Below are 21971 nucleotides of genomic sequence, written 5' to 3'. Positions count from 1 at the left end.
GGGTCCCGGTACCGCCTCGCGGCAGTACCGGGACCCTTCGTCATCGAGTGCCGTGTCGTCAAGAGCCGTGTCGTTGTTAGGTGCCGTGTCGTTGTTAGGTGCCGTGTCGTTGTTAGGTGCCGCGCGGTCGTTAAGTGCCATGCCGGCGAAGACCCCGGTGGTCCTACAGCCGCTGGTCGAAGCTCGCCTAACTAGCAGCCGCTCCCGGGAGGCACCAATGGCCCACCTCCGCGGTGAAGTCCGGTGACAGACTATGCAGCTTCTCCGGTCTGGCCTTCGCGTGCCAGAGCAGTGAGGCGGGACACGGCCCGGAAGTACTTCTTCATGTATCCGCCGTTCATCATTTCCTCGGTGAAGAGCTGATCAAACGGAACGCCGCTGGCAAGGATGGGAACGTCCTTGTCGTAGAGCCGGTCGGCAAGGACCACAAAACGCAAGGCAACCGACTGCTCGGTGATGGTGTCCACGTTATGCCAGGACACGGCGTCGATCCCGTCAATGAGCTGACGGTACCGGCTCGGATGAACGCTGGAGAGATGATTGATGAGGGTGCTGAAATCGTCGTCGGCAACCACCTTGCCGGTGAACTCCGCGGCCACGCGGCTCTCAAGTTCCTCCTCACTGACGGGATCCGGAGACTGCGGCAGACCGCGATGGCGGTAGTCCTCCCCATCGATGCGCACAACATCGAACTGGTCGGCCAGGACCTGGATCTCGCGCTGGAAATCAACGGCAGCAAACCGTCCTTCGCCCAAAGAACCCGGCAGGGTGTTGGAAGTGGCAGCAAGCTTGACGCCGGCGTCGGCCAGTTCCCGCATCAGGCGGGACATCAGGACAGTGTCCCCGGGATCGTCGAGTTCAAACTCGTCAATGCATACAAGCTTGTACGTGCTCAGAGCATCCACGGTCTTGCGGAAGGACAGGGCGCCCACAAGGTTCGTGTACTCCACGAACGTGCCAAAGGCCTTGGGCCCCTCGACTGAATGCCACAAGGAGGCAAGGAGGTGGGTCTTGCCAACACCGAACCCGCCGTCCAGATAGAACCCTGCTTTGGACTCGGGCTTCTTCGCACCAAAGAGCTTCCTCAGACCCGTGGGCTCAGGCACATCGACGGCAACGGCAAAGTTCCGCATGGCGCTAACTGCCTGCGCCTGTGACGGTTGCGAGGGATCCGGACGGTAGCTGTCAAAGGAAACTTCGCCGAAGCGGGGTGAGGGGTAGAAGCCCTTCAGCAGTTCGTCGGTCGAGACCCGGGGAGTCCGCTCTGCAAGGTGCTCCGCTTGTGCCACTGTGCGCAATCCGTCCATCCGATGTAAGAGGTATGTAAACAACAATAAAAGGTGCCAGAGGGTCCCACGGGAATGCGGTCAGTGGTACCGGTCTGCCGCCGACAAAATGCCGCCGTTGCAACGATACGCCAACAGAACGCAACCACTGGTCCGGGGACGCCTTGCTCCAACCGGGAAAGACCTGTAAGCCCGCAGGAAGTTTTCACCGGCGCACATCGTTAGGCTAGAGGTAAGCACGTGCCGCCGCTTTTGCGTTCGGCAACAGACAATCCGACACCGAAAGAGGCCGCGTACATGTCGATTGCCCCTGACACCGCATCCAAGTTCACCGAATATGCCCATCCCGAACGACTCGTTTCCACACAGTGGCTGGCCGACAACCTCGGAACCGACGGTCTGGTGGTCTTGGAGTCCAACGAGGACATCCTGCTGTATGACACGGGACATATCCCGGGCGCCCGGAAAATTGACTGGCACACAGACCTGAACGACGCCGATACCCGCGACTTTGTGGACGGCGAAGCTTTCGCTGATCTCATGTCCCGCAAGGGCATCACCCGCGATTCCACCGTGGTGATCTACGGGGACAAGTCCAACTGGTGGGCCGCCTACGCCCTGTGGGTCTTCACCCTGTTCGGCCACGAGGACGTCCGCCTGCTCGACGGCGGCCGGGATAAGTGGATCGCCGAAGGCCGCGAACTGACCGAGGCAAAGCCCGAGGTGTCGCGCACCGATTACCCCGTCGTCGAACGCAACGACGCACCCATCCGCGCCTATCTGCCCGATGTCCTGGCCCATCTCGGCAAGGGACCACTGATCGATGTCCGCTCCCCCGCGGAATACACCGGCGACCGGACGCACATGCCCGATTACATGGACGAAGGCGCTATGAAGGGCGGACACATTCCCACCGCTGCCTCCGTGCCGTGGAGCAAGGCCGCTGCAGACGACGGAACCTTCCGCACCCGCTCCGAACTCGAGGCCCTGTATCAGGATCAGGCAGGCCTTCGGGAGGGCGACGACGTCGTTGCCTACTGTCGGATCGGTGAGCGTTCCAGCCATACTTGGTTTGTACTCAAGCACCTGCTCGGATTTGACTCCGTCCGCAACTACGACGGTTCCTGGACCGAATGGGGCAACGCCGTGCGCGTTCCGATCGTCAAGGGCGAAGCCCCCGGGGACGCCCCGGCTGCACGTTAGGCAGCGCAGCAATTAACAAAATTCACCAGCACCACAGCGGAAAGCCGAAGCACATGAGCACCTCAGCACCCACCACCGTCCCGGCACAGCTTGCCGAAATCATCGAGGACTTTCAGGCCCTCGAAGAAGCTGAGCGGCTGGAGCTGCTTTTGGAGTTCTCGCGGACTCTTCCGGACCTGCCGGAGCGGCTCGCAGACCGGCCGGAACTGCTCGAGCAGGTAGTGGAATGCCAGTCGCCGCTGTTCCTGACCATCGAAGTGGACGACTCCCCCGAACGGCGCGTTCAGCTTTTCTTCTCGGCACCGCGCGAAGCGCCGACAACACGCGGGTTCGCCAGCGTCCTGCACGAGGGCCTCAACGGCCTCTCCACAGCAGAAATCCTCGCCGTTCCGGCTGACGTTCCTGACCGGCTGGGCCTGACCCGGGCCATCACTCCGCTGCGGATGCGGGGAATGTCCGCCATGCTGGGACGCATCAAACGTCGGCTCGCCGAAAATGAGAAGCTGATACAGGCGTAAGCACGGCTAGTAGCTAAGGAAGGCCGCACTCATGGCAGGGAATCGGGAGAAACACTCGGGCAAGGGCGCCACACCGGCCACGCAGCTGTTGGACGAACAGAAGATTCCCTACACGGTGCACCACTATGAGCACGAGGCCGGTGCGCCCTCGTACGGACTGGAAGCAGCCGAGAAGCTGGGTCTGCCACCCGAGTCCGTGTACAAAACACTGATGGTGGATCTGGGCGGGCGCCTGGGTGTGGCCATGGTGCCCGTAGCGCTGAACCTTGACCTGAAGAAGTTTGCTTCCCTCATGGGTGCGCGCAAGGCGGTGATGGCGGACCGGCATGAAGCGGAGAAGCGAACCGGATACGTGGTAGGCGGCATCTCACCGCTCGGGCAGAAGCGCTCCTCCCCCGCCGGGATCGATAGCCGCGTGGAGCTGCTGGACACTGTTTATGTGTCAGGCGGTCGGCGGGGTTTGCAGATAGGCCTGTCCCCCTTTGACCTGATCCGGCTCACTCACGCCCTGACGGCGCCGATCGCCGCCCAGCCTTCCTAAGCTGGGGCCCAAGCTGTACCTAGCCAGCCGTCAGTTCCCGGGGCTCTCAAAACGCCGAACTGCCGGGTGCCTCGTACGCCCCAGGGTGTTGTTGAGCCACACCAGGACCGTGGTCTCCCACCGTTCGGGATCCACGTTGTACTCCTTGGTGTGACCGGCCTTAAAGAACCGCTCGAACGTCACCACACCGGGGTTTTTCTCGGCCAGCTCCGCGGACGGGCCACAGGGAACAAACTCATCGTCCTCGCTGTGCAGGATCAGGGTGGGAATCCGAATCTCATCGGCCCGAGAAACCCAGTCCATGCTCTTGAGGTCCAGCGGCGCAGCGAGGCCGGTGAGGGCACGGCCTGCCGGATTCGAAATGAGCCACTGGCCCAGCCGGCCGGACTGCACGGGAATCCGGTTCAGGCGGGCGTGGTGGCTGAGCACGTCGATCCAGTTAATCACAGGACCGTCCAGGACCAGCGCCCGAATGTGCCGGCGCAGAGGAGAGCGGTCGGCAGCCTGCAGGCTGACTGCGCCTCCCATCGACCAACCAAAGAGGACAACATCCTTGGCGCCGTGGTTCAGGGCATAGCGGATGGCAGCCTCGACGTCGTGCCATTCCGTCAACCCCAGGCCGTACCGGCCGTCGGACGCGTAGGGGGCTTCGCCGTCGTTCCGGTAGGAAATTAGCAGGCTCGTCAGCCCTGCCTCGCGGGCCGTGCGCACCGCGCGCAGGCATTCGGTGCGCTGCGCTCCCCTGCCGTGGACCATGATGGCCCACGTTGTGGCATCCGGATCCGCCCGCACCAGCCAGGCAGGTGCAAGACCCCCGTCAACCGGGACATTAACTTCCTCTTCAGCGAGGCCGACGGCGGATGGAGAGGGATAGATGGCACCGCTCCACCAGCCTCGCACGGCTTTGGCGAGATCCCCGCTGTAGATTTCTTCGACGTCGCGCTGCACCGTGCCTTCGCGTGGAACATAAGACCGGATGGCGCCGATCCGTGCGTGGCCCTTGCCGCCGTCAAAATACAGGCTGTAGGTGCCGTCCACCGTGGTGTCTTCATTGGCGGGCAGAATGATCTGCTTGCCGTGCTCCGAATCGAAGACGGCGAGGATCTCCAGATTGGCATCCCTCACCCGGCGCGGGGTAACCACCTGTCGGGCAAAGTAGATGCCCAGCCCCGATGTCGCGGCGAAAAGCGCAGCGGTAGCCGCCGCGCCCACCCCTGCTCCGAAAGCCGTCCATTTGATCCACGGAGCCGAAAGTCCGGTTGCAGGTTCAGGAGCGTCGGAAACAGCCGGGAACGGAAGCAGGGGGATGGAGATAGGCATACCTCCATTCTGACCGACGGATCGATGTGGCGCAGCCAGGCCATGCCGCCGAACGGCCAAGTGTCACTGGCGCCACACCGATCGCGGGGCCGGAGGCGGGTGCCTGCGTGGAACCGACTAAGCTGGCCGCATGAGAGCAACAATCGTGGTGCTGACCGAAGAGTCCCTCAACGACGTGGACATCTCCAATCTGAGGTATCTGATCCAGGACAATCCGGCGCGGTTTGAGGTGCTGGTGCCCGCGGATACCGGACGCAACCTGCTCGTTGATGTACTGGACAACCTGAGCCTGCTGGAATTCGCCGCAGCATTCCGCGACCTAACGGGCGAAAAGCCCACCAAGGACCAGGAAACCAAGGCTGCCGAAGTGGAGCTGGCCGAATCGCTGAAGCTGCTCGCGTCGTCGGGCCTGGAAGCCACCGGCTCCGTGACGGGCGAGGACCCGGTCCAGGCGGTGGTGGCCGCCGCCAAAGCCTCGGACGCCCAGCAGGTAGTTGTCATCACCACCCCGCACGCCGTAGAGGACACATTCCGCACCGACTGGGCGAACGAAGCTCAGGACCGCCTCGGAGTGCCCGTGCTGCACCTGTACTCCGGCTCGGGATTTATTGGCGACTCTTAAGCGTTGACGCGAATATGACTGAAGACACCACCGGAACTGTGCCCGTACAAAAGACCGAAGATCAGTGGCGTGAGGAACTGACCCCCGAGGAGTATCAGGTCCTTCGCAAGGCCGGAACCGAACGTCCCTACACCGGCGAATACTGGGATACCAAGACAGCCGGCGTGTACCAGTGCCGGGCCTGCGGCAGCGACCTGTTTACCTCAAGCGAGAAGTTCGACTCGCATTGCGGCTGGCCGTCCTTTTTTGCCCCGTTGGCCGAGGGCAAAGTCCGTTACCTCCACGACCGCAGCATGGGTATGGACCGCGTCGAGGTCCGCTGCGCCAACTGCGATTCGCACATGGGCCACCTGTTTGAGGGCGAAGGCTTTGATACGCCCACCGATCAGCGCTTTTGCATCAACTCCGTCTCCGTGAAACTGGTCCCGTCGGATCAGGCCTCCGGCGACGCCGCCAAGTAGCGCCCGCCGTGGACCACGGCGTCTTCCGGGGAGAGCTGGTGCCCTCTCCGGAAGTCCCCGACGAGGCGATCGACAGTTACCGGCTGCTCAGCGCCGACATTGCTTCGGGCGTAGCGGTTGTCTCCACCCGACTGCGCGGCCGGGACTATGCAGCAACCGTGAGCGGATTCCTCTCGGTTTCCTACGATCCGCCCACGCTGCTGGTAAGCCTGTACGCCGAATCACGGATCGCTGAGGCCGTGTTGGACAGCGGAACCTGGGCCGTGAGCCTGCTCTCCGCCCGCCAGCGCGGCACTGCGAACTGGCTGGCGAGTCCCGGGTCTCCGCTGGAAGGACTGCTCAGCCAGGTGGACTACGGCCGCGGCCCCGTCACCGGAGCCGCAGTGATCGAGGGCTGCATCGCCTGGTTCGAAGTCCGCACCACGCAGGTGACGACGGCGGCCACCCACCAGTTGGTGGTGGGTGAAGTGACGGCTATGGGCCGGCGTGCCTCGGCCGACGACGAGGCTGATCCACTGGTGCATTTCGCCTCCGCATACGGGCGGCTCGCTTAGCTGAAACCGGTCCTGCCCGGCTTCCCTCTCCGGGAGGCGACCTTTTGACCAGCCCCAAATCCGCGACTCGAAAAGGCCCGGACGCACTGAACTTCATCAGCGCATCCGGGCCTTTTCGCGTGCCCCTGCAACGCCGTGAGTGCGCGCCATTGTTTCCCCGGGGGGCCAACCGTAACCTCGGATAACAGGGAACATCACGGGCATCCATCGGAAGATTTCCCGCCAGGGGACTCTTCCACAGCCCGGATACGGCCTGAAACCGGGCCCCACCAGGAGATCACCATGGGCACAGAGCAGTATCACGAGCCACCGTCAGAGCTTCCTGCAGAAACCAGAACCTTCGCCAGGATGTGCGCGAGCCTGGCTGAAGAGGCCGAGGCCATCGGCTGGTACGTCCAGCGCATTGCCGTTGAACCCGATGCCCAGTCCCGGGCCATCATGCATGATTCCCTGGGCGAAGAGTTTAAGCACTTCAGCATGGAGCTTGAGTTCCTGCTGCGCCGGACGCCGCTGTGGCGGGAAATAGCCCGGGGCATCCTCTTCACGGACGGCGATATTGTGCAGCACGGCGAGGCCTCCGAAGCCGAAGCAACGGAAGACGACGGCGGGGCTTCCGGCGGGTAGGACAGGTCTTCCCAACAGGTAGCACCGGGTCAACAACCGGGAGAGGACAAGGCTGGACGTCCTGATGGGTGAGAGCAGATCAAGTTCCGCACCAGGTCCAGTTCCGCAGGTCGGCACACAACTGCTTCATGGGAGGTGCTTCGATGGCACGCAATAGTTTGCTGGACCGTTTTCGGCCGGTGGGAGCCCCGGGGCCCGCCGGGCCAGCAGGGGTTCCTGCCACGGATGACCAGGGCCCCGAGGCGGAACTGCTCCCGGTCTTTGAGGCCCTGGACCCCACCATCCGCGAGGCCGGGGACTTGACAACGGATGCGTCGGCGCGGGCCGCGGATACGGTTGCTCGGGCGCGGGCCCAGGCTGCTGCTCTGGTGGAGCAAGCCCGTTTGGACAGCGGGGCGGTGCGCGCCGATGCCGCAGCAGCTGTCTCCCGGGAAGCCGAGCAGGCTGATGAAGAGATGCTGCACCTTGCAACTGAAGAGGCGGCGGAACTGAAGCGAAGGGGCGAATCGCGCGTGCCTGAATTGGCGGCCGTGATTGTTGCGGACTTGGTGCGGGATCTGCTCGGCTCCGGCTCCGACTCTGACTCCGGATCCGGGTCCAACTCTGCCTCCGGCTCCGACTCTGACTCCGGCTCTGACTCCGGCTCCGGCTCCGGCTCCAACTCTGCCTCCGGCTCCGACTCCGACTCTGACTCTGACTCTGACCAAGATGAGCGGCAGGACGGGACTCCCCCCGCCGGCGATCAGGACGGCGGATCAGGAAAGCACCGGCATCTGAAAGACCCCGGCACATGAGCAACGGCAGATGAGAGAGACCCGCGCTTGTTGAAAACCGGAGCTAGGAACCCGCAGGAAGAACACCGGATGAAGGACACCGCATGAAGGACACCGCATGAGAGTCACAGGGCGATGAGAGCAGATTGGGTGGCCGCGTCCGTCCGTGCCCGCTCCATGGCTGCGCGTCGGGTTGGTGCGGGAACGTGCCGCGAGATCGCAGCGGCCCCGGGTCTGCAAACGGCGCTCGATCGACTGGCGGACACCGGATACAGCGCAGAAGTGGGTTCTGTCAGCACGCTGCCGGAGGCCCACATGGCCACCCGCAGAACCGTCCTGTGGCAGCTGCGGGTTCTTGCGGGATGGCTTCCTGCCGGAGGTGCCCGGCTGGTCCGCGCCGCTGCGGCAGCATTCGAAGCAGACAACATCCTGGCCCTGGATCTTCAGCTGCGTCGGGAGCAGCCGGCGCCGGACGGGGGCACCGGCGGCGGGGACACAGGCGGCGGGGACACAGCCGGCGACGCCGCGGCGGACGGGAATACCGCCAATAGGAACACCGTTATCAGGAACACCGGCGGCGGGCATGCCCCCGGAGATCTCCGGTTCTTTGACCTGGGCGGCCTGGCAACAGCATGGCCAAGGATCAGAACCGCAACCACTGTTCAGGGGCTGCGGTCAACGCTGGCTTCTTCTCCCTGGGGCGATCCGGGGACGGAGGCAGAGCTTTCGGATGTCCTCACGGTGGTGTGGCTGCGCCGGCTGACCGCTGAAGCAGCTGCGGTCAGGCCGTGGGCGGCATCGGCCGGAGCACTGATCTGCGCCCGGCTGACACTGGTCCACAGGTCAGCTCCGGCGGACCGCCTGCTGACCCTCTTGCGGCCCCTTGTCGGAACCGGCTGGCCGGGCGCCGAAAACCCTGAGGCCCTGCGCGCGGTCCTTCCGCCAGGGACGGCAAAAGCATTGGACGGTGTGCAGCTCTCCACGGATCTGTGGCGTGCCGAAGCTGCATTGGCTGCCCGGGTGGAAGCAGATGGATTCAGCCTGCTCCGTGCAGGACTGCCCGGCCCGGACGTCATTCTGGGAGCAATGGCCGTGCTGGCGGTGGACGCCTGGCGGGTCCGGGCAGCACTAGCTGCAGCTGCCGTAGGCGCCGGAAACAGTGAGGTGCTCGATGCCGTGGCGTGAAACCCTGAGTCCGGTGCGGATGGAGCGCGTCGCCCTGGTGGCACCGCTGGACGCCCGGCACGACATGCTGTCCGAGGTGGCCCGGAGCGACGCGGTGGAACTCGATCTGCCTTACGAGCCCGGAACCGGACCCGAAGAAATCGATCGGGCGGCGGATGCAGCCGTCGTCCATGGTCCGGTGGCGGCTTTGGTGGGCTGGTCGCCGTCGCGGCAGGTACCCGATCTGCAGGCGGCGCTGGAACCGCACGGTGCCTCCGCCGTCGTACTCCGTCGCCCGCGCGGCGTCCAGCCGCCCACCCTGCTCACCGGAGATGACAGGCGCCGCAAGCAGGTGCCGGTTCTGTCGCGTCTGCTCGTGGACACGTACACCACCGTTCCCTACGCGGACCTGGACCCGGCCCGGATCGCGGGTGTGGCCTACGTGGTCATGTTCGGGATGATGTTCGGCGACGCCGGGCAGGGAGCGCTGCTGGTCATCGCCGGGCTGCTGATCCGGTTCCTGAAGGTTCCGCTGCTGGAACGCTACCGCCGGACCTGGCTCTTCATCACGGGCGCAGGAGTTGCCGCTGTTTTCTTCGGCTTCCTGTATGGAGAGTTTTTTGGACCAACGGGCGTGATTCCGGTGCTGTGGCTGGAACCGCTGGAGGAACCGATTCCGCTGATGATCGCTGCCGTAGTCCTGGGCGCGGTCCTCCTGGCCGGGTCGTACGCGCTGGGCACCATCAACCGGGTCCGCGAAGGAGGCTGGAGGTACGCCCTGTACGCCCGGTCCGGGCTCGCCGGAGCCTTGCTGTTCGCGGCGATCGGACTGGTGGCGTGGGGGGTGCTGGCCTCGAACACCCTCGTCCTGGTGATCGCCGGAATCGCTGCGCTGCTTGCCCTGGTGCTTATTTTTATTGGACTCTTTGCCGAGTCAGGCGGCGGAGCGACGGGCGGGCTGCAGGCCAGCGTGGAACTCGTGGACACCGTGGTGCAGCTGGGGTCCAATCTGGTGTCCTTCGCCCGCCTGGCAGCGTTCGGCCTTACCCATGCTGCCCTCATGATGGTGGTGTGGCAGGCCACCACCGCACTGTGGGCTCCGGACTGGCGGGCTATTGCCGCCATTTTGGTCTTCATTGTCGGCAATCTCCTCACCTTCGCCCTCGAAGGACTGGTAGCCGGAATCCAGGCCCTGAGGCTGGAGTACTACGAGCTCTTTTCCCGCGTCTTCCAAGAGGAAGGCAGACGGTTCCGACCGTGGAATCCGGACACATCCTCTGCACCCGCAGCTGAAAGGCATCTCCCATGAACGCCTGGCTCGCCAGCCTTCCGCTGGTCCTCATTCTTGTTGTCCTCCTCACGCTGGGAGCAGTGACGCTGATGCGCCGCAGCAGGCGCACCGGCATCAAAGCGCTGCTCGGCCTCAACGCCCTGCTGATGGCCGGCGCCCTGGCACTGTTTGCTGCGGCACTGAACGCCGCGCCCGCAAGTGCCGGAGCGGGCGACGGCGGCGCAGCCTCCACGGCTGTTTCCCTGGCCACGGAGGGAAACGACAGCAGCAGTGCAGCTTTGATCGGTGCCGCGATCGCCGTCGCCGGTTCCTCCATCGGCGCCGCCATCGCCGTGGCCTACACCGGCTCTGCCGCACTCGCGGCCATGAGCGAACGGCCTGAGATCTTTGGCCGGGCCATGGTGGTGGTGGGTCTGGCGGAAGGCATCGCCATTTACGGGCTGATCATTTCCATCATCCTGATTGGGCAGGCATGAGCAGCCCGGGCATCGTAGCCGCGCTGGGTGAACCCGCACTTCTGGCGGGCTTCGGGCTCGCCGGTGCCCTCCTGTACCCGGCGGCCGGAGATGCCCAGGTGCGTGCCGCCTGGGCGGGCCTGCCGAAGACGGTGTCAGTGGTGGTGCTGACGCCGTCGGCTGCCCGCGCCCTCTCCGACGAACTCGACGATCCGGCAGCGCCACTGACCGCGGTGCTGCCCTGATGAGCCGGCTGCCGTCCGGCTCCGACACCGCCCTTGAACCAGTTCGCTACGCGCTGCGGCGCGGAGCGGAGACGGAGGCCCGACGATTGGCGGACGAAGCCCGGCGGCAGAGCGACGAGATCCTGGCAACGGCCCGGGCGGAAGCGGAGGAAATCCGCAACACCGCTGCACGTCAGGGCAGGGAGTTAACGCGCACTGAGGCGGTTGGACGCTCTGCACGGATCCGCCGGGAGGCACGGCGCACCGTCCTGGCACAGCAGGAAGCGCTGCGGACTGAACTCATCCGCAGGGTCATGGAGCAGGCCCAGGAGCTGCGCCGCGATCCTCGGTATCCCCGGATCCTGCGCCGGCTCACCGCCCGCGCGGATGCACTTCTGGGTCCCATGGCCTCCGTTACGGAGAGCTACAAGGGCGGGGTGACGGCGAGCGCCGGTTCCCGGCATCTGGACCTCTCACTTCCCACTCTGGCCGAACAGGCTCTGGACAACCGTTCCGGGGAGGTGTCCCGGTTATGGGCAGAAGGATAAGGCCGGCCGGCAGCAGTACCGGCCTGGAAACGGGAACCATCACACGGATCAGCGGGCCCCTGGTGGAAGCTACGGGGCTGCAGGGGTTGTCCATGCTGGAGGTGGTCAGCGTTGGGCCTGCACGCATAGCCGCGCAGGCGGTGGCTATCAACGGCGCCGATGCCACCTTGCAGGCCTACGAATACACCGGCGGACTGAAGGCAGGCGACCGCGTGCAGCGTACCGGCAGCCAGCTCTCCGGACTGCTGGGACCGGGTCTCCTGGGCACAGTCTTCGACGGACTGCTGCGCCCGCTGTCCTCCGCTCCCCTGTGGCTAACCCAGGACCGGCAGGCCTCAGCGGAAGATCCCACCGTACTGAACACCGAATGGGCCTTTGCGCCGTCGGTGGCCCCGGGCGATACCGTGCGGCCCGGGCAGGTCATCGGCACCGTGCCGGACGCCGGCGCGGTGGAGTTCCGGGTCATGGTGCCGCCGAACGTTCGCGGCGAGGTGCAGTGGCTTGCCGCCGGCCCGGTCCATCCGCTGGATGCCGTGGCCCGCGTGGGCGGGGTGGAGATCCCGCTCGCGCAGCAGTGGCCGGTGCACCGCGCACGCCCCTTCAGCGAGCGCCTGAGCGATGCGGTGCCCCTGCAGACGGGCCAGCGGGTTCTTGATCTGCTCTTCCCGCTTCCCCGGGGCTCAGCCGCCGCTGTTCCCGGCGGATTCGGAACGGGCAAGACCCTCACCCTGCAGCAGATTGCCAAGTGGTCCGACGCCGACGTCATTGTGTACGTGGGCTGCGGCGAGCGCGGCAACGAGATGGCGGACGTCCTGGACGGGCTCTCCGGGCTGGAAGACCCGCGGACCGGCGGGAAGCTGATCGACCGGACGGTCATCATCGCGAACACCTCCAACATGCCCATGATGGCCCGCGAAGCCTCCATTGCCAGCGGGGTTACCGTGGCGGAATTCTTCCGCGACATGGGCTACGACGCCGTGGTGATCGCCGATTCCACCTCCCGATGGGCCGAGGCCCTGAGGGAGTTCGCCAACCGCAACGGCGACCTTCCGGCGGAGGAAGGCTACCCGGCGTCGCTGGCCAGCGAACTCGCGGCCTTTTATGAGCGGGCGGCGCGGGTGCGCACCCTCGGCGGAGCGACGGCGTCGGTCACTGTCATTGGCGCCGTCTCTCCTCCCGGGGGCGACATGAGCGAACCCGTCACCACGGACACCCAGCGCTTTGTGCGGTCGCTCTGGGTACTGGACCGCGAGCTGGCGTATTCCCGGCATTATCCGGCGGTCAGCTGGCGCGGCTCCTTCTCCCGCGACGCCGATGCCCTGGCCCGGTGGCATGCCTCGAACGGTGATCCCCTCTGGGCCCAGCGGAGGGCTTCCGCCTCGCTGCTGCTCTCCGAGGCGGACCGGCTCAGCGCCCTGGCGGACATCATCGGAGCCGCTTCCCTGCCCGGACATGAGCAGATGGTGCTCCTGGGCGGGCGGCTGGTGCGCGACGGCGTCCTGCTGCAGAACGCGCTCAGCCCCAACGACGGCTATTCCTCCGCCGAGAAAGGATCTGCCCTCCTGCAGATCGTGCTGGACGTGGTGGATGCCTGCCAGACCCTGGTGGCGCGCGGAGTGCCGCCCGCCGACGTCGAGCGCCTGGACTTCACCCCGGTGCTGCGGCTGCGTGAGGACACCGGGCCCACCGATGCCGACGGCGTCCTCACGCGGGGGAACGCCTTTGTGCGGCAGCTCCAGCAGCTGGGCAACCCCAGCCAGAGTGACAGGGACTCCGGCGCCGAAAAACGAAACTCCGGACCACCGGGCGTGAACCCACCGGAGAGTGTTGGCGAGCCAGTGAAGGAAGTACCGGGAGGCGCAGATGGGGGAACCTGACAGCAGTGCGGTGCCCCGCGTGGGCCACACCGGAGTGCGTGAGCTGCGCGGTCCCCTGCTGGTCCTGGGCGACGCGGCCGGCGTGGGCTGGGATGAGTTCGCCACCGTTGCCGTTGCCGGGCAGCCGGACCGGCACGGCCTGGTGCTGGAGGTGGACGGGGATGAGACCACCCTGCAGATCCTCGAAGGCACCGAAGGCATGTCGCTCGGCGGTATTGAGGTCCGTTTCCAGGGCAGGCCGCTGGCGGTTCCCACCGGCCTGGACTGGCTGGGCCGGGTCTGCAACGGACGCGGGGAACCGCTCGACGGCGGCCCGCCCGTTACCGCGGAGACGTCGATGCCGGTGGGCGGCTGGCCCCTGAATCCCGTCTACCGCGAGCCGCCAAAGGATCCGGTGATCACGGGTATCTCCGCGATCGACGCCCTGACCACGCTGGTGCGCGGACAAAAGTTGCCCATCTTCTCCGTGCCCGGCCTCCCGCACCTGACACTGGCCACCCAGATCGCGGCGCAGGCCACCACCTCCGCCGGACGGGCCTTTCGGGTGGTGTTTGCCGCCATGGGCATGACGCACGCAGACATCGCCTACATCAGGGACCGGCTGGAGGAACGCTCCGCTGCCGGAGAACTGGTGCTGTTGCTGAACGCCGCTGATGATCCGGTGATTGAACGCATCCTCACACCCCGGATAGCGCTCACCGTGGCCGAGTCTCTGGCCTACGACCACGATTCCGACGTGCTGGTGGTGATGTCGGATATGACCAGCTACGCCGAGGCCGTCCGCGAGGTCTCCGCCGCCCGACGCGAGATTCCTGCCCGCCGCGGTTATCCCGGCTATCTGTACAGCGACCTGGCGCAGCTTTATGAGCGCTGCGGCCGGGTCCAGGGCAGGGAGGGGTCGGTGACCATTGTGCCGGTCCTGACCATGCCGGCCGGGGACATCACGCACCCCGTGCCTGACCTGACCGGGTATATCACCGAGGGACAGGTGGTCCTGGATCCCGAGGTGGACGCGCGGGGAATCTATCCTCCGGTGGATGAACTCTCGTCCCTGTCCCGTCTGATGCGCAGCGGCGCGGGAAAAGGCCGGACCCGTGAGGACCATCTGGACGTGGCCGCCCAGATCCTCTCCGCCATGGCCCGGGCCAGATCCGCTGCGGAACTGGCCGAACTGGTGGGTGCCGGAGCACTCAGCGAGACGGACAATGCCTACATCGAGTTCCGCACCGTGGTGGAGCGGGATCTGCTCAATCAGGGCCGCGATGAGCTCCGGACCTTTGACGAAACGATGGACCGGGCCTGGCGCGCCCTGTCGCTGCTGCCGCGCCGGGAGCTGAGCATGCTCTCGTCGGCGTTCCTGGACAAATACCTTCCCGGGCCGATAGGCGGTGCCCGGCTGTGAGCGGGTTCCGCGGCGGCGGCAGCCGTGCGGAGAAGGCCGATGTCCAGCGTCGCCTGGCCACGGCCACGCGCGGTGCGCAGCTGCTGGACCGCAAGGAGCGGATCCTGCAGATCGCTATCAAGGGCATGCAGGAGAAAGCCGACGCCGCCCGGAGCACCTGGCAGGAGCAGGCCGCCCGGGCTGCGCTCTGGCTGCAGCGGGCTGCCGGTTTGGACGGTCAGGACCGCATCAGGGAAGCGGCACCGGATGAGACCGCCACCGTGCGGCTGGAGTGGGGCGGGGCCATGGGCATTTCCTTCCCTCAGGGCGCAGAGTGCATCCTGCCCGAGCCGGCACCAATCGGCGGCAGCTCAGCCTTGGCCTATGCCCTCGCCACGCACCGGGAGGCACTGCAGGCGGCAGTTGAAGCTGCGAGCGCCAGCCGGGCCCTGCTGCTGGTTTCCCGGGAACTGGCTGCCACCCGCACCCGGCAGCGTGCGGTCGAAAACCGGTGGATTCCGTCGCTGCAGGAGCAGCTTGCGGAGATTGAACGCAAGGTCGCCGAGCAGGAGCTGGAGGAGAGCCTGCGGCTGCGCTGGTCCGCCGGGCTGCTCTGACGGGCTAACACTTCTCCTGCGGCCCTGAGGTAGCCTGCGGTCATGCCCTCTCTCCGCCGAGTGTTGTCCCCGCGCCCAACACAGCGCCCAACACCCCCACGCGGAGTAACCGTCCGCCGGATGCTGCTGGCCGGAGCGGCCGTGGCTGTGGTGGCTGCCGGACTATGGGCACGCACGGGGCTGGCCGGTGCGGCCGGTGACGCAGCAGGCGGAATCCTGTACGCGGTGCTGATCTACCTGCTGCTGGCCTTTACGGCACCCCGGGCACGCGGTGCTGCGGTGGCTGCTGCCGCCGTGGTTCTCTGCGTGGTCATTGAACTCTTTCAGCTCACACCGTGGCCGGCGCAGTGGGGAATGCAGTGGGCGCCGCTGCGGCTGGTCTTCGGCACCACCTTCAATCCCTGGGACCTACCCGCGTACGCGGCGGGCGGCGGTGTTGCCGCGCTGACGGATTGGCTGCTGCGCCCGGGCACCGGAGCATTGCATGACAAAAGGGAGCCTGCCGGCCCCTGGTGTCCCGAATCAGAGCCGGAAGGCCGCGGCCCGCACCGGTGAACCGTCAACTCCGGCCAGCCGCAGCGGAAGCGCCGAGAACAGCGGATCCGGCCACGGAACTGCCGCCAGATTGGTGAGGTTCTCAATGATGGCGCCGCCTGCTCCCAGGAACACGTCATGGAAGGGAAGCACGGCCGGCCCGGTGGAACCTGCAGGTGGCGTGGGGTCGGGATTCAGGGTGTCCACGCCCACCAGGCGCACGCCCGCTTCGAGGAGCCGGACGGCAATCCCGGCCTCGAACGATGGATGCCGAAGATAGCGCTGCGTACCGAAGTCAGCGGACCAACCGGTGTGGAAGAGGACGATCGTGCCCGGCGACATTCCTTCCAGGCCCCCGGCCACGTCCTGCCACCGGATGCGGCCATGCTCGGCTGCGCCCGGTACCGCTACAATCCTCGCGCGGCCCATCAGCATGTCCAGGGGAAGCTGATCCACGCTGGCACCGTCCGGAACGGTATGCAGCGGCGCGTCCAGATGCGTGCCGCTGTGGCTGCCGAGGTGCAGCTCCGCTACCTGGAAGCCGTCCTCCGCCACGGTGGCGGCATTCTTCAGGCGGACATCGGGGTCCCCGGGAAAGACCTGCATTCCGGTGACCACGGGGTGGCTGAGGTCAACTACCTGCATGCTCAGCCTCAATTCCGGCCCCGCTCAGATGCCGGGATACCGGCGACCCGGAGACGAGCCTTCCGGACGCGGCACACCAGCCCCAGTAAAGGGCAAAGCTGAACAGGAAGGTGGGAATGGTGGCCCCTATCGGGCTGGCGACGGCGTAGGTCAGCAGCACCGAGACGGCGGCGCCCAGCAGCCAGGTAACGAGAGCCGGCACATTGAATCCGGCCCGGAACCAGTAGCGGCCGCCGCGGGCGCGGAGGATATCGGCCGTGTAGGAGGACTTGTTGACGAGGTAGTAGTCGGCGATCATTACCGCGAAGACGGGAATGAACAGCGAACCAATCACCGTGAGGAAGGAGGTGAAACTGTCCAGCAGCCCCAGCCAGGTAGACCCCAGGATGGACACCGCACCCAGTACCAGCGCGGTGGGAAGAAAGCGGATTTTCCGCGACGGAACCATGTTCACCACGGAGGAGACCATCCCGTAGACCACCATCGTGTTCGTGGCCATGACGGAGAGGAAGATGACCACGGCAAGAGGTGCACCGAAGACCCCCACGATGACTGCCGGCTCGAAGCCCACGGCCTCCCCGCCGTCGAGCACCACATAGCCGATGGCCGTAGCGCCCAGCACCATTGCCAGGACAGTGGAGAGCAGGTAGCCGACGGCGGACCCCGCCACACCGGCCGTCTGCGTCCGGGCCAGGCGGTTGAACTCAGCGGACAGTACGGTCCAGGAGACCGCGGTGGCAATGACGACGTCGAGCACCGTGATCGCCGACCAGCCGGCTGCGGGATCCGCGGGGATGGCGGCGAACTCGGCCAGCGGGAACGTGGTGAAGGAAACCGTGAAGATGTAGCCCATGATGGCCAGGATCACCAGCGCCAGCCACGGCTCCACCCGGGCAATGCCCTTGTGTCCAAAGATGGCCAGCGCCACGACCAGCAGCTGGCAGAGGACGGAGAACAGAACCGGCGAGGAGAATCCGGTGGCGCGTTCCACCAGGAAGTTCACGGTGACGCCGGCCAGCATGGCCTGTACCCAGCTCCACCCCATCAGGATCACCACGTTTGCGGCCACGGCCACGAACGAGCCGCGGAGCCCAAAAGCACCCTTGGACAGGGACATAGTGGGGAGGCCGGTGCGGGTACCCATATTGCCGATCAGCACCAGGACGGTGCCACCGATGACGGTTCCCAGCACGATCATGCCCACTGCCGTTGGCCAGGTAACACCGGGCACAAAAAGGGTGCCGGTAAGCAGAGTGGTGACCACGAGGTTGGCAGCGAGCCAGATCATGCCGATCCGGCCCGTACCCAGGGTTCCGCGGATGGGGCCGTAGCCTTCGGAGTCTTCATCCAGCCGGCGGGAGACGCGGGTCCAGGCGGAGGGCCTGGTTCCTGCAGCCGGCCGGCCGGCCGTGGACGTTTCTGTTCCCCGGCCTGAGCCGGCCTCACGTGATGCCATAGCGGTGCCGGCCCTACGCGGCGTCGCCGGCGGGCAGCCGGAGGGAGAGATGCTCATGGACCGCCACTATCCGGCCGCCATCATCCAGCCGGGCAAAGACAATGGTCTCCTGCTCCCGCGTGGTATCGCGGACACCTCCGGTTTGCGTGGTGGTTTCCACTGTGTGGCTGAACACGGCGCTTGTTCCGCACAGCTGCACCCGAGCGTTGGTGCTTTCGCAGCGAACCACGGACCACCCTTCGGCGAGCCAGCCCTTCCAGAGCGCCTCGTAGTCGCCTCGGCTTTCGAGACGCTGCGCCTCTGAGTAGAAGACGAAGGTGGCGTCGGGTGCGAAAGCCGCAAAGTAGGCGTCCGTATCCGTCCGGGAAAAAGCGGTGACGAGCTCCTCCGCTGCGGCGAGGACCTCCCCTTCGGTCAGCTGATCGACCTGGTGGTGAGAATTCATAACGGCCCTTCCGGCGCTTCGCTTATTCGCGGGCCGGTACATCAGGCAACGACCAGCGAGTAAACAAATAGTGCTTATTAGAAAACACCAGTGTCAAGTGACTGGAGTCACTTGTCAACCGGGCCCGTCGGCCTGAGCCGGGTCCGGCGGTACGAAGCCGACGGAACTGGGCCGGCACGGGCCGGAGTATTCCCAGCGCCGGAACCCTCATCGAGGCGTTCAATGATGGTGAAGTCCCACCCCGGATATGAGCCCCTGTGCTCAGCCGGATTTTCCGTCCTGCGCTTGCAATCACCATCAGCGCAATCACCATCAGCGCCTTTCACCGCCCGCAGCTAACTCATACTGCGCATCGAAACAGTAATACTCAACTGTTCCCGGCGCTACCTTGCAATTGGGAATTACTCCTTTAGTCTCACTATTCTGCATAAGCACACCGGAGTTATGGCAGGTTGAACGCATCGCATGGCGCGGTGCACCCACCGTTTGCGAAGGCGATGGCATGACTCGCAAAGGGGATAATCGTAGGCATTTCAAACGCTCAGCGTTACTCATTTGCTTAACCTCCCGCGGACGAGCTCAAGAAGGCCTTGGATGCAGCACCCACCAGCATTCAGGACACCTCGGTCAAATCAAATGCAGCTAAAGTCCAAGACCTCAGAACGCCGTTCGAGATAAGTAACGGCTCTGCCTGGACGTCGGTGGCAGAAGCCAGGAAGTTCAACCAGCGCCTAGACGACAGCAGCGCACGGATCAAGGTGGAACAGATCGGCCCGTCGGAACACTCCCATATCAGAGACAAATCCGGGAAGGGAGGCGCCGAAGCTTAATGGTTGTGGACTCTACTCGTAGCGCGTACCCATGGCCGTTCGAACCTCGTCGAGGGTTTGGACGGCTACCTGATTGGCCCGTTCGTTGCCCCGTCGCAGGACGTCCCCAATAAAACTCGGGTCTTTGGCCAGCTCAGCCCGACGCTCACGGTGGCCGGCGAGGAAACCGTTGACTGCATCCGTGGTGAGTTTTTTGAGCGCTCCACTGCCAGCGTCCCCGATGCTCTCCGCTATCTCCTCCGGTGTTTTCCCCGTACACAGTGAGGAGGTGGATAGCAGAGCTGACACGCCGGGGCGCGACTCGGGGTCAAAGCTGATGCGGCGTTCTGAATCAGTGGGCGTCCGCCGAATGACCTGCGCTGTTTCGTCCGCGGACATTCCCAGCGCAATTGCGTTGCCATAGCTTTTAGACATCTTGCGCCCATCCAGGCCCGGTACCTCCGGAGTGGAGGTAAGCAAAGCCTCCGGCTCCGGAAAAACCCTGCCGTACCGTTCGTTGAAGCGCCGGGCTATAACGCGTGTCATCTCAATGTGCGGCAGGTTGTCCTTTCCAACGGGAATCAGGTTTCCTTTGCAGAACAGAATGTCCGCTGCCTGATGCACGGGATAGGTGAGCAGCAGTCCGCTTAGCGCCCGCCCGGAGGCAGCCAGCTCCGATTTCACCGTCGGATTGCGGTGCAGCTCTGCTTCCGTGACCAGGCTCAGGAACGGAAGCAGTAATTGGTTAAGTGCGGGGACCGACGAGTGGGTAAAGATCGTTGTCTGATCCGGATCCATGCCGGCGGCAAGATAATCCACAACGGCGCTATAGACGTACTCGCGCACCCGCGGCATGGAATCGCGGTCGGCAATCACCTGATAGTCGGCAAGGACCAGAAAAGCATCCACCCCAGCGCGCTGGAGTCTGATCCGCTCGACTATGCTGCCAAAAAAGTGGCCAAGATGAAGGAGTCCGGTGGGCCGTTCACCGGTAAGTACCCGGTAGTCCCCAGGCGCCTGCAGGACGGCCTGGGCAAGCTCGAGCGAACGCTGTTCCACAGCGTCAAATGAATTCATTGACTGTTCCTCTATCTGAGCGTTTTGAGCTGCCAGCGCTGCGGATGCCGGAGAAGGAACGCGTCGCAGGCTGCCGTGCAGCCCGCGGACATGATTAATGAACCGGCTGCCTAGTGCAGCCGCCACCAACTCATGGGGTATTTGTTCATGCGGCCATCCTAACGCCGGGCGGCTCCCGTCCGCACACGCTGTGGAAGGAGACCGGCCGGGCAAACAGCCCTACAGCCGGAACCCCTCATCGAGGCGTTCAATGATGGTGACGTTGGCCTGCCCGCCGCCTTCGCACATGGTCTGCAGTCCGTACCGTCCACCCGTGCGTTCCAGTTCATGGAGCAGCGTGGTCATGATGCGGGCGCCGGTGGCCCCAATGGGATGGCCCAGGGAAATACCGCCGCCGTTGACGTTCACCTTGTCCATGTCCACATTAAGTTCACGCTGCCAGGCCAACACCACGGAAGCGAAGGCCTCGTTAATTTCCAGCAGGTCAATGTCCGCCAGGCTCATGCCGGTCCGGCCCAGGGCATGCCGCGTGGCTTCAATAGGAGCGCTGAGCATCATAATGGGATCGTCGCCGCGGGCCGAAATCGAATGAATGCGCGCGCGGGGCCTGAGGCCGTACCGGCGCACGGCGTCCTTGGAAGCGAGCAGCAGCACTGCGGCAGCATCGGAAATCTGCGACGACGTGGCAGCAGTGAGCCGGCCACCCTCGGACAGCGGAGCCAGGGACTCGATCTTGGCCCGGTTCGGTTCCCGCGGCCCCTCATCCGCGCTAATGCCGTTTAGCGGCAGGATTTCGCGGTCAAAGCGGCCCTGGGCCTGGGCGGCGAGGGCCCGGACGTGGGACTCGACAGCGAAGTCCTCCATCTCGGCCCGGGTCAGGCCCCACTTGTCCACCATCATTTCCGCACCTAGGAACTGGGAGACCGTCTGGTCCCCGTAGCGCTCGGCCCAGCCAGTGGACCCGGTGAAGGGGTCCGAAAAGCCCAGTTCGCGCGCAGCGGTGTTGGCGTAGCCAAGGGGGATTGAGGACATGCTCTGGACTCCGCCGGCCAGGACCAGATCACTGGTTCCGCTCATGACCGCCTGCGCAGCATAGGACACCGCCTGCTGTCCGGAACCGCACTGCCGTTCCACCGTGGTGCCGGGGACCCGCTCGGAGAGGCCCGCCGCCAGCCAGGCCGTGCGTGCAATGTCCATGGACTGCGGGCCCACCTGGTCAATGGCCCCCAGGATGACTTCATCAAATTCCGCGGAATCGATTCCAGTACGCCGGACTGTCTCGGCAATCACATGGGCGGCCAGATCGGCGGGATGGATCTTGCTCAGCCCGCCGTTTCGTCGGCCCACGGGGGTACGCACTGCGTCAATAATGAATGCTTCAGTCATGGGGACAGGGCCTTTCGTCGTCGTCAGACTGCTGTGTTTCACCCCACAGTAAGGGATGAAAACGACGCCGGCACCAGACCATTGGTATGCATTCGGCCGCGCCATGGCCGCCCTTTGATCGTGCCCTCCCGCTGACCTCCGTCGGGGCCCGCCCCGGCAC

The 21971-nt window shown here is 65.2% G+C and carries 24 protein-coding genes; 17 read left to right on the top strand and 7 right to left on the bottom strand.

What is annotated here, in order from left to right; genetic code table 11:
- Positions 1 to 251: 251 nt before the first annotated feature.
- On the bottom strand, positions 252 to 1289 hold the full coding sequence (gene zapE / locus ABIB35_RS12905) for a cell division protein ZapE (RefSeq protein ID WP_354181974.1): 1038 nt from the start codon (positions 1287 to 1289) through the stop codon (positions 252 to 254).
- Between the two features lie 294 nt (positions 1290 to 1583).
- Here zapE and ABIB35_RS12900 point away from each other — a divergent pair, with 294 nt between their 5' ends.
- The 3 genes from ABIB35_RS12900 to ybaK are packed head-to-tail and all read left to right on the top strand — an operon-like array spanning position 1584 to position 3548.
- Positions 1584 to 2489, top strand: a complete 906-nt coding sequence (locus tag ABIB35_RS12900) for a sulfurtransferase (protein WP_354181972.1) — start codon at positions 1584 to 1586, stop codon at positions 2487 to 2489.
- A 53-nt stretch (positions 2490 to 2542) separates the two neighbouring features.
- Positions 2543 to 3007: a SufE family protein gene (locus ABIB35_RS12895; RefSeq protein WP_354181970.1), complete on the top strand. Its 465-nt coding sequence runs from the start codon at positions 2543 to 2545 to the stop codon at positions 3005 to 3007.
- 31 nt (positions 3008 to 3038) lie between these two features.
- Positions 3039 to 3548 (top strand): Cys-tRNA(Pro) deacylase, encoded by a 510-nt coding sequence (gene ybaK / locus ABIB35_RS12890; protein WP_354181968.1) that lies wholly within the window; start codon positions 3039 to 3041, stop codon positions 3546 to 3548.
- Between the two features lie 30 nt (positions 3549 to 3578).
- Here the strand turns inward: ybaK and ABIB35_RS12885 are convergent, their stop codons facing one another.
- The gene (locus ABIB35_RS12885; RefSeq protein WP_354181966.1) at positions 3579 to 4868 is read right to left on the bottom strand and encodes an alpha/beta hydrolase family protein; all 1290 of its coding nucleotides are present in this window, start codon (positions 4866 to 4868) and stop codon (positions 3579 to 3581) included.
- A 130-nt stretch (positions 4869 to 4998) separates the two neighbouring features.
- Here ABIB35_RS12885 and ABIB35_RS12880 point away from each other — a divergent pair, with 130 nt between their 5' ends.
- The 14 genes from ABIB35_RS12880 to ABIB35_RS12815 all read left to right on the top strand — a co-directional run bounded on the left by ABIB35_RS12880 (position 4999) and on the right by ABIB35_RS12815 (position 16014).
- Entirely contained in the window at positions 4999 to 5490 is a 492-nt protein-coding gene (locus ABIB35_RS12880; RefSeq protein WP_354181964.1) for a hypothetical protein, read from the top strand.
- 14 nt (positions 5491 to 5504) lie between these two features.
- Positions 5505 to 5951, top strand: a complete 447-nt coding sequence (gene msrB, locus ABIB35_RS12875; protein ID WP_354181962.1) for a peptide-methionine (R)-S-oxide reductase MsrB — start codon at positions 5505 to 5507, stop codon at positions 5949 to 5951.
- An 8-nt stretch (positions 5952 to 5959) separates the two neighbouring features.
- On the top strand, positions 5960 to 6505 hold the full coding sequence (locus ABIB35_RS12870; protein WP_354181960.1) for a flavin reductase family protein: 546 nt from the start codon (positions 5960 to 5962) through the stop codon (positions 6503 to 6505).
- A 282-nt stretch (positions 6506 to 6787) separates the two neighbouring features.
- On the top strand, positions 6788 to 7129 hold the full coding sequence (locus tag ABIB35_RS12865; protein ID WP_354181958.1) for a ferritin family protein: 342 nt from the start codon (positions 6788 to 6790) through the stop codon (positions 7127 to 7129).
- 143 nt (positions 7130 to 7272) lie between these two features.
- On the top strand, positions 7273 to 7923 hold the full coding sequence (locus ABIB35_RS12860; RefSeq protein ID WP_354181956.1) for a hypothetical protein: 651 nt from the start codon (positions 7273 to 7275) through the stop codon (positions 7921 to 7923).
- A gap of 114 nt (positions 7924 to 8037) precedes the next feature.
- Positions 8038 to 9087: a hypothetical protein gene (locus ABIB35_RS12855; RefSeq protein ID WP_354181954.1), complete on the top strand. Its 1050-nt coding sequence runs from the start codon at positions 8038 to 8040 to the stop codon at positions 9085 to 9087.
- Entirely contained in the window at positions 9074 to 10375 is a 1302-nt protein-coding gene (locus ABIB35_RS12850) for a V-type ATPase 116kDa subunit family protein (protein WP_354181952.1), read from the top strand. The genes ABIB35_RS12855 and ABIB35_RS12850 overlap by 14 nt, the downstream gene beginning before the upstream one ends.
- Complete coding sequence (locus ABIB35_RS12845; protein ID WP_354181950.1) at positions 10372 to 10833, top strand: ATP synthase subunit C; 462 nt, start codon at positions 10372 to 10374, stop codon at positions 10831 to 10833. Before ABIB35_RS12850 ends, ABIB35_RS12845 begins: the two co-directional genes overlap by 4 nt.
- On the top strand, positions 10830 to 11057 hold the full coding sequence (locus tag ABIB35_RS12840) for a hypothetical protein (RefSeq protein WP_354181949.1): 228 nt from the start codon (positions 10830 to 10832) through the stop codon (positions 11055 to 11057). The genes ABIB35_RS12845 and ABIB35_RS12840 overlap by 4 nt, the downstream gene beginning before the upstream one ends.
- Positions 11057 to 11584, top strand: a complete 528-nt coding sequence (locus ABIB35_RS12835; protein ID WP_354181948.1) for a hypothetical protein — start codon at positions 11057 to 11059, stop codon at positions 11582 to 11584. The genes ABIB35_RS12840 and ABIB35_RS12835 overlap by 1 nt, the downstream gene beginning before the upstream one ends.
- Complete coding sequence (locus tag ABIB35_RS12830) at positions 11569 to 13461, top strand: V-type ATP synthase subunit A (protein WP_354181947.1); 1893 nt, start codon at positions 11569 to 11571, stop codon at positions 13459 to 13461. The genes ABIB35_RS12835 and ABIB35_RS12830 overlap by 16 nt, the downstream gene beginning before the upstream one ends.
- The gene (locus tag ABIB35_RS12825) at positions 13448 to 14863 is read left to right on the top strand and encodes a V-type ATP synthase subunit B (protein WP_354181946.1); all 1416 of its coding nucleotides are present in this window, start codon (positions 13448 to 13450) and stop codon (positions 14861 to 14863) included. The genes ABIB35_RS12830 and ABIB35_RS12825 overlap by 14 nt, the downstream gene beginning before the upstream one ends.
- Positions 14860 to 15459 carry a V-type ATP synthase subunit D gene (locus tag ABIB35_RS12820; RefSeq protein WP_354181944.1) on the top strand — a complete coding sequence of 200 codons (600 nt, stop codon included), beginning with the start codon at positions 14860 to 14862 and terminating at the stop codon, positions 15457 to 15459. The genes ABIB35_RS12825 and ABIB35_RS12820 overlap by 4 nt, the downstream gene beginning before the upstream one ends.
- A 42-nt stretch (positions 15460 to 15501) precedes the next feature.
- Positions 15502 to 16014 (top strand): DUF2809 domain-containing protein, encoded by a 513-nt coding sequence (locus ABIB35_RS12815; RefSeq protein WP_354181943.1) that lies wholly within the window; start codon positions 15502 to 15504, stop codon positions 16012 to 16014.
- Here ABIB35_RS12815 and ABIB35_RS12810 read toward each other — a convergent pair.
- The 5 genes from ABIB35_RS12810 to ABIB35_RS12790 all read right to left on the bottom strand — a co-directional run bounded on the left by ABIB35_RS12810 (position 15982) and on the right by ABIB35_RS12790 (position 21811).
- Entirely contained in the window at positions 15982 to 16638 is a 657-nt protein-coding gene (locus tag ABIB35_RS12810; RefSeq protein WP_354181942.1) for a cyclase family protein, read from the bottom strand. The two genes, ABIB35_RS12815 and ABIB35_RS12810, sit on opposite strands and share 33 nt — an antisense overlap.
- Entirely contained in the window at positions 16625 to 18094 is a 1470-nt protein-coding gene (locus ABIB35_RS12805; protein ID WP_354181941.1) for a purine-cytosine permease family protein, read from the bottom strand. The genes ABIB35_RS12810 and ABIB35_RS12805 overlap by 14 nt, the downstream gene beginning before the upstream one ends.
- Positions 18095 to 18107: 13 nt before the next feature.
- Positions 18108 to 18539: a nuclear transport factor 2 family protein gene (locus tag ABIB35_RS12800; protein WP_354181940.1), complete on the bottom strand. Its 432-nt coding sequence runs from the start codon at positions 18537 to 18539 to the stop codon at positions 18108 to 18110.
- Positions 18540 to 19381: 842 nt separating this feature from the next.
- A complete protein-coding gene (gene trpS / locus ABIB35_RS12795) occupies positions 19382 to 20425 on the bottom strand; it encodes a tryptophan--tRNA ligase (RefSeq protein ID WP_354181939.1) in 1044 nt (347 codons plus the stop codon).
- 219 nt (positions 20426 to 20644) lie between these two features.
- Entirely contained in the window at positions 20645 to 21811 is a 1167-nt protein-coding gene (locus tag ABIB35_RS12790; RefSeq protein WP_354181938.1) for an acetyl-CoA C-acetyltransferase, read from the bottom strand.
- Positions 21812 to 21971 lie beyond the last annotated feature (160 nt).

This window comes from Arthrobacter sp. UYP6, from assembly GCF_040547315.1.
In the GTDB taxonomy this organism is placed as follows: Bacteria; Actinomycetota; Actinomycetes; order Actinomycetales; family Micrococcaceae; genus Arthrobacter_B.
This window is presented reverse-complemented; position numbering and strand designations above follow the sequence as displayed.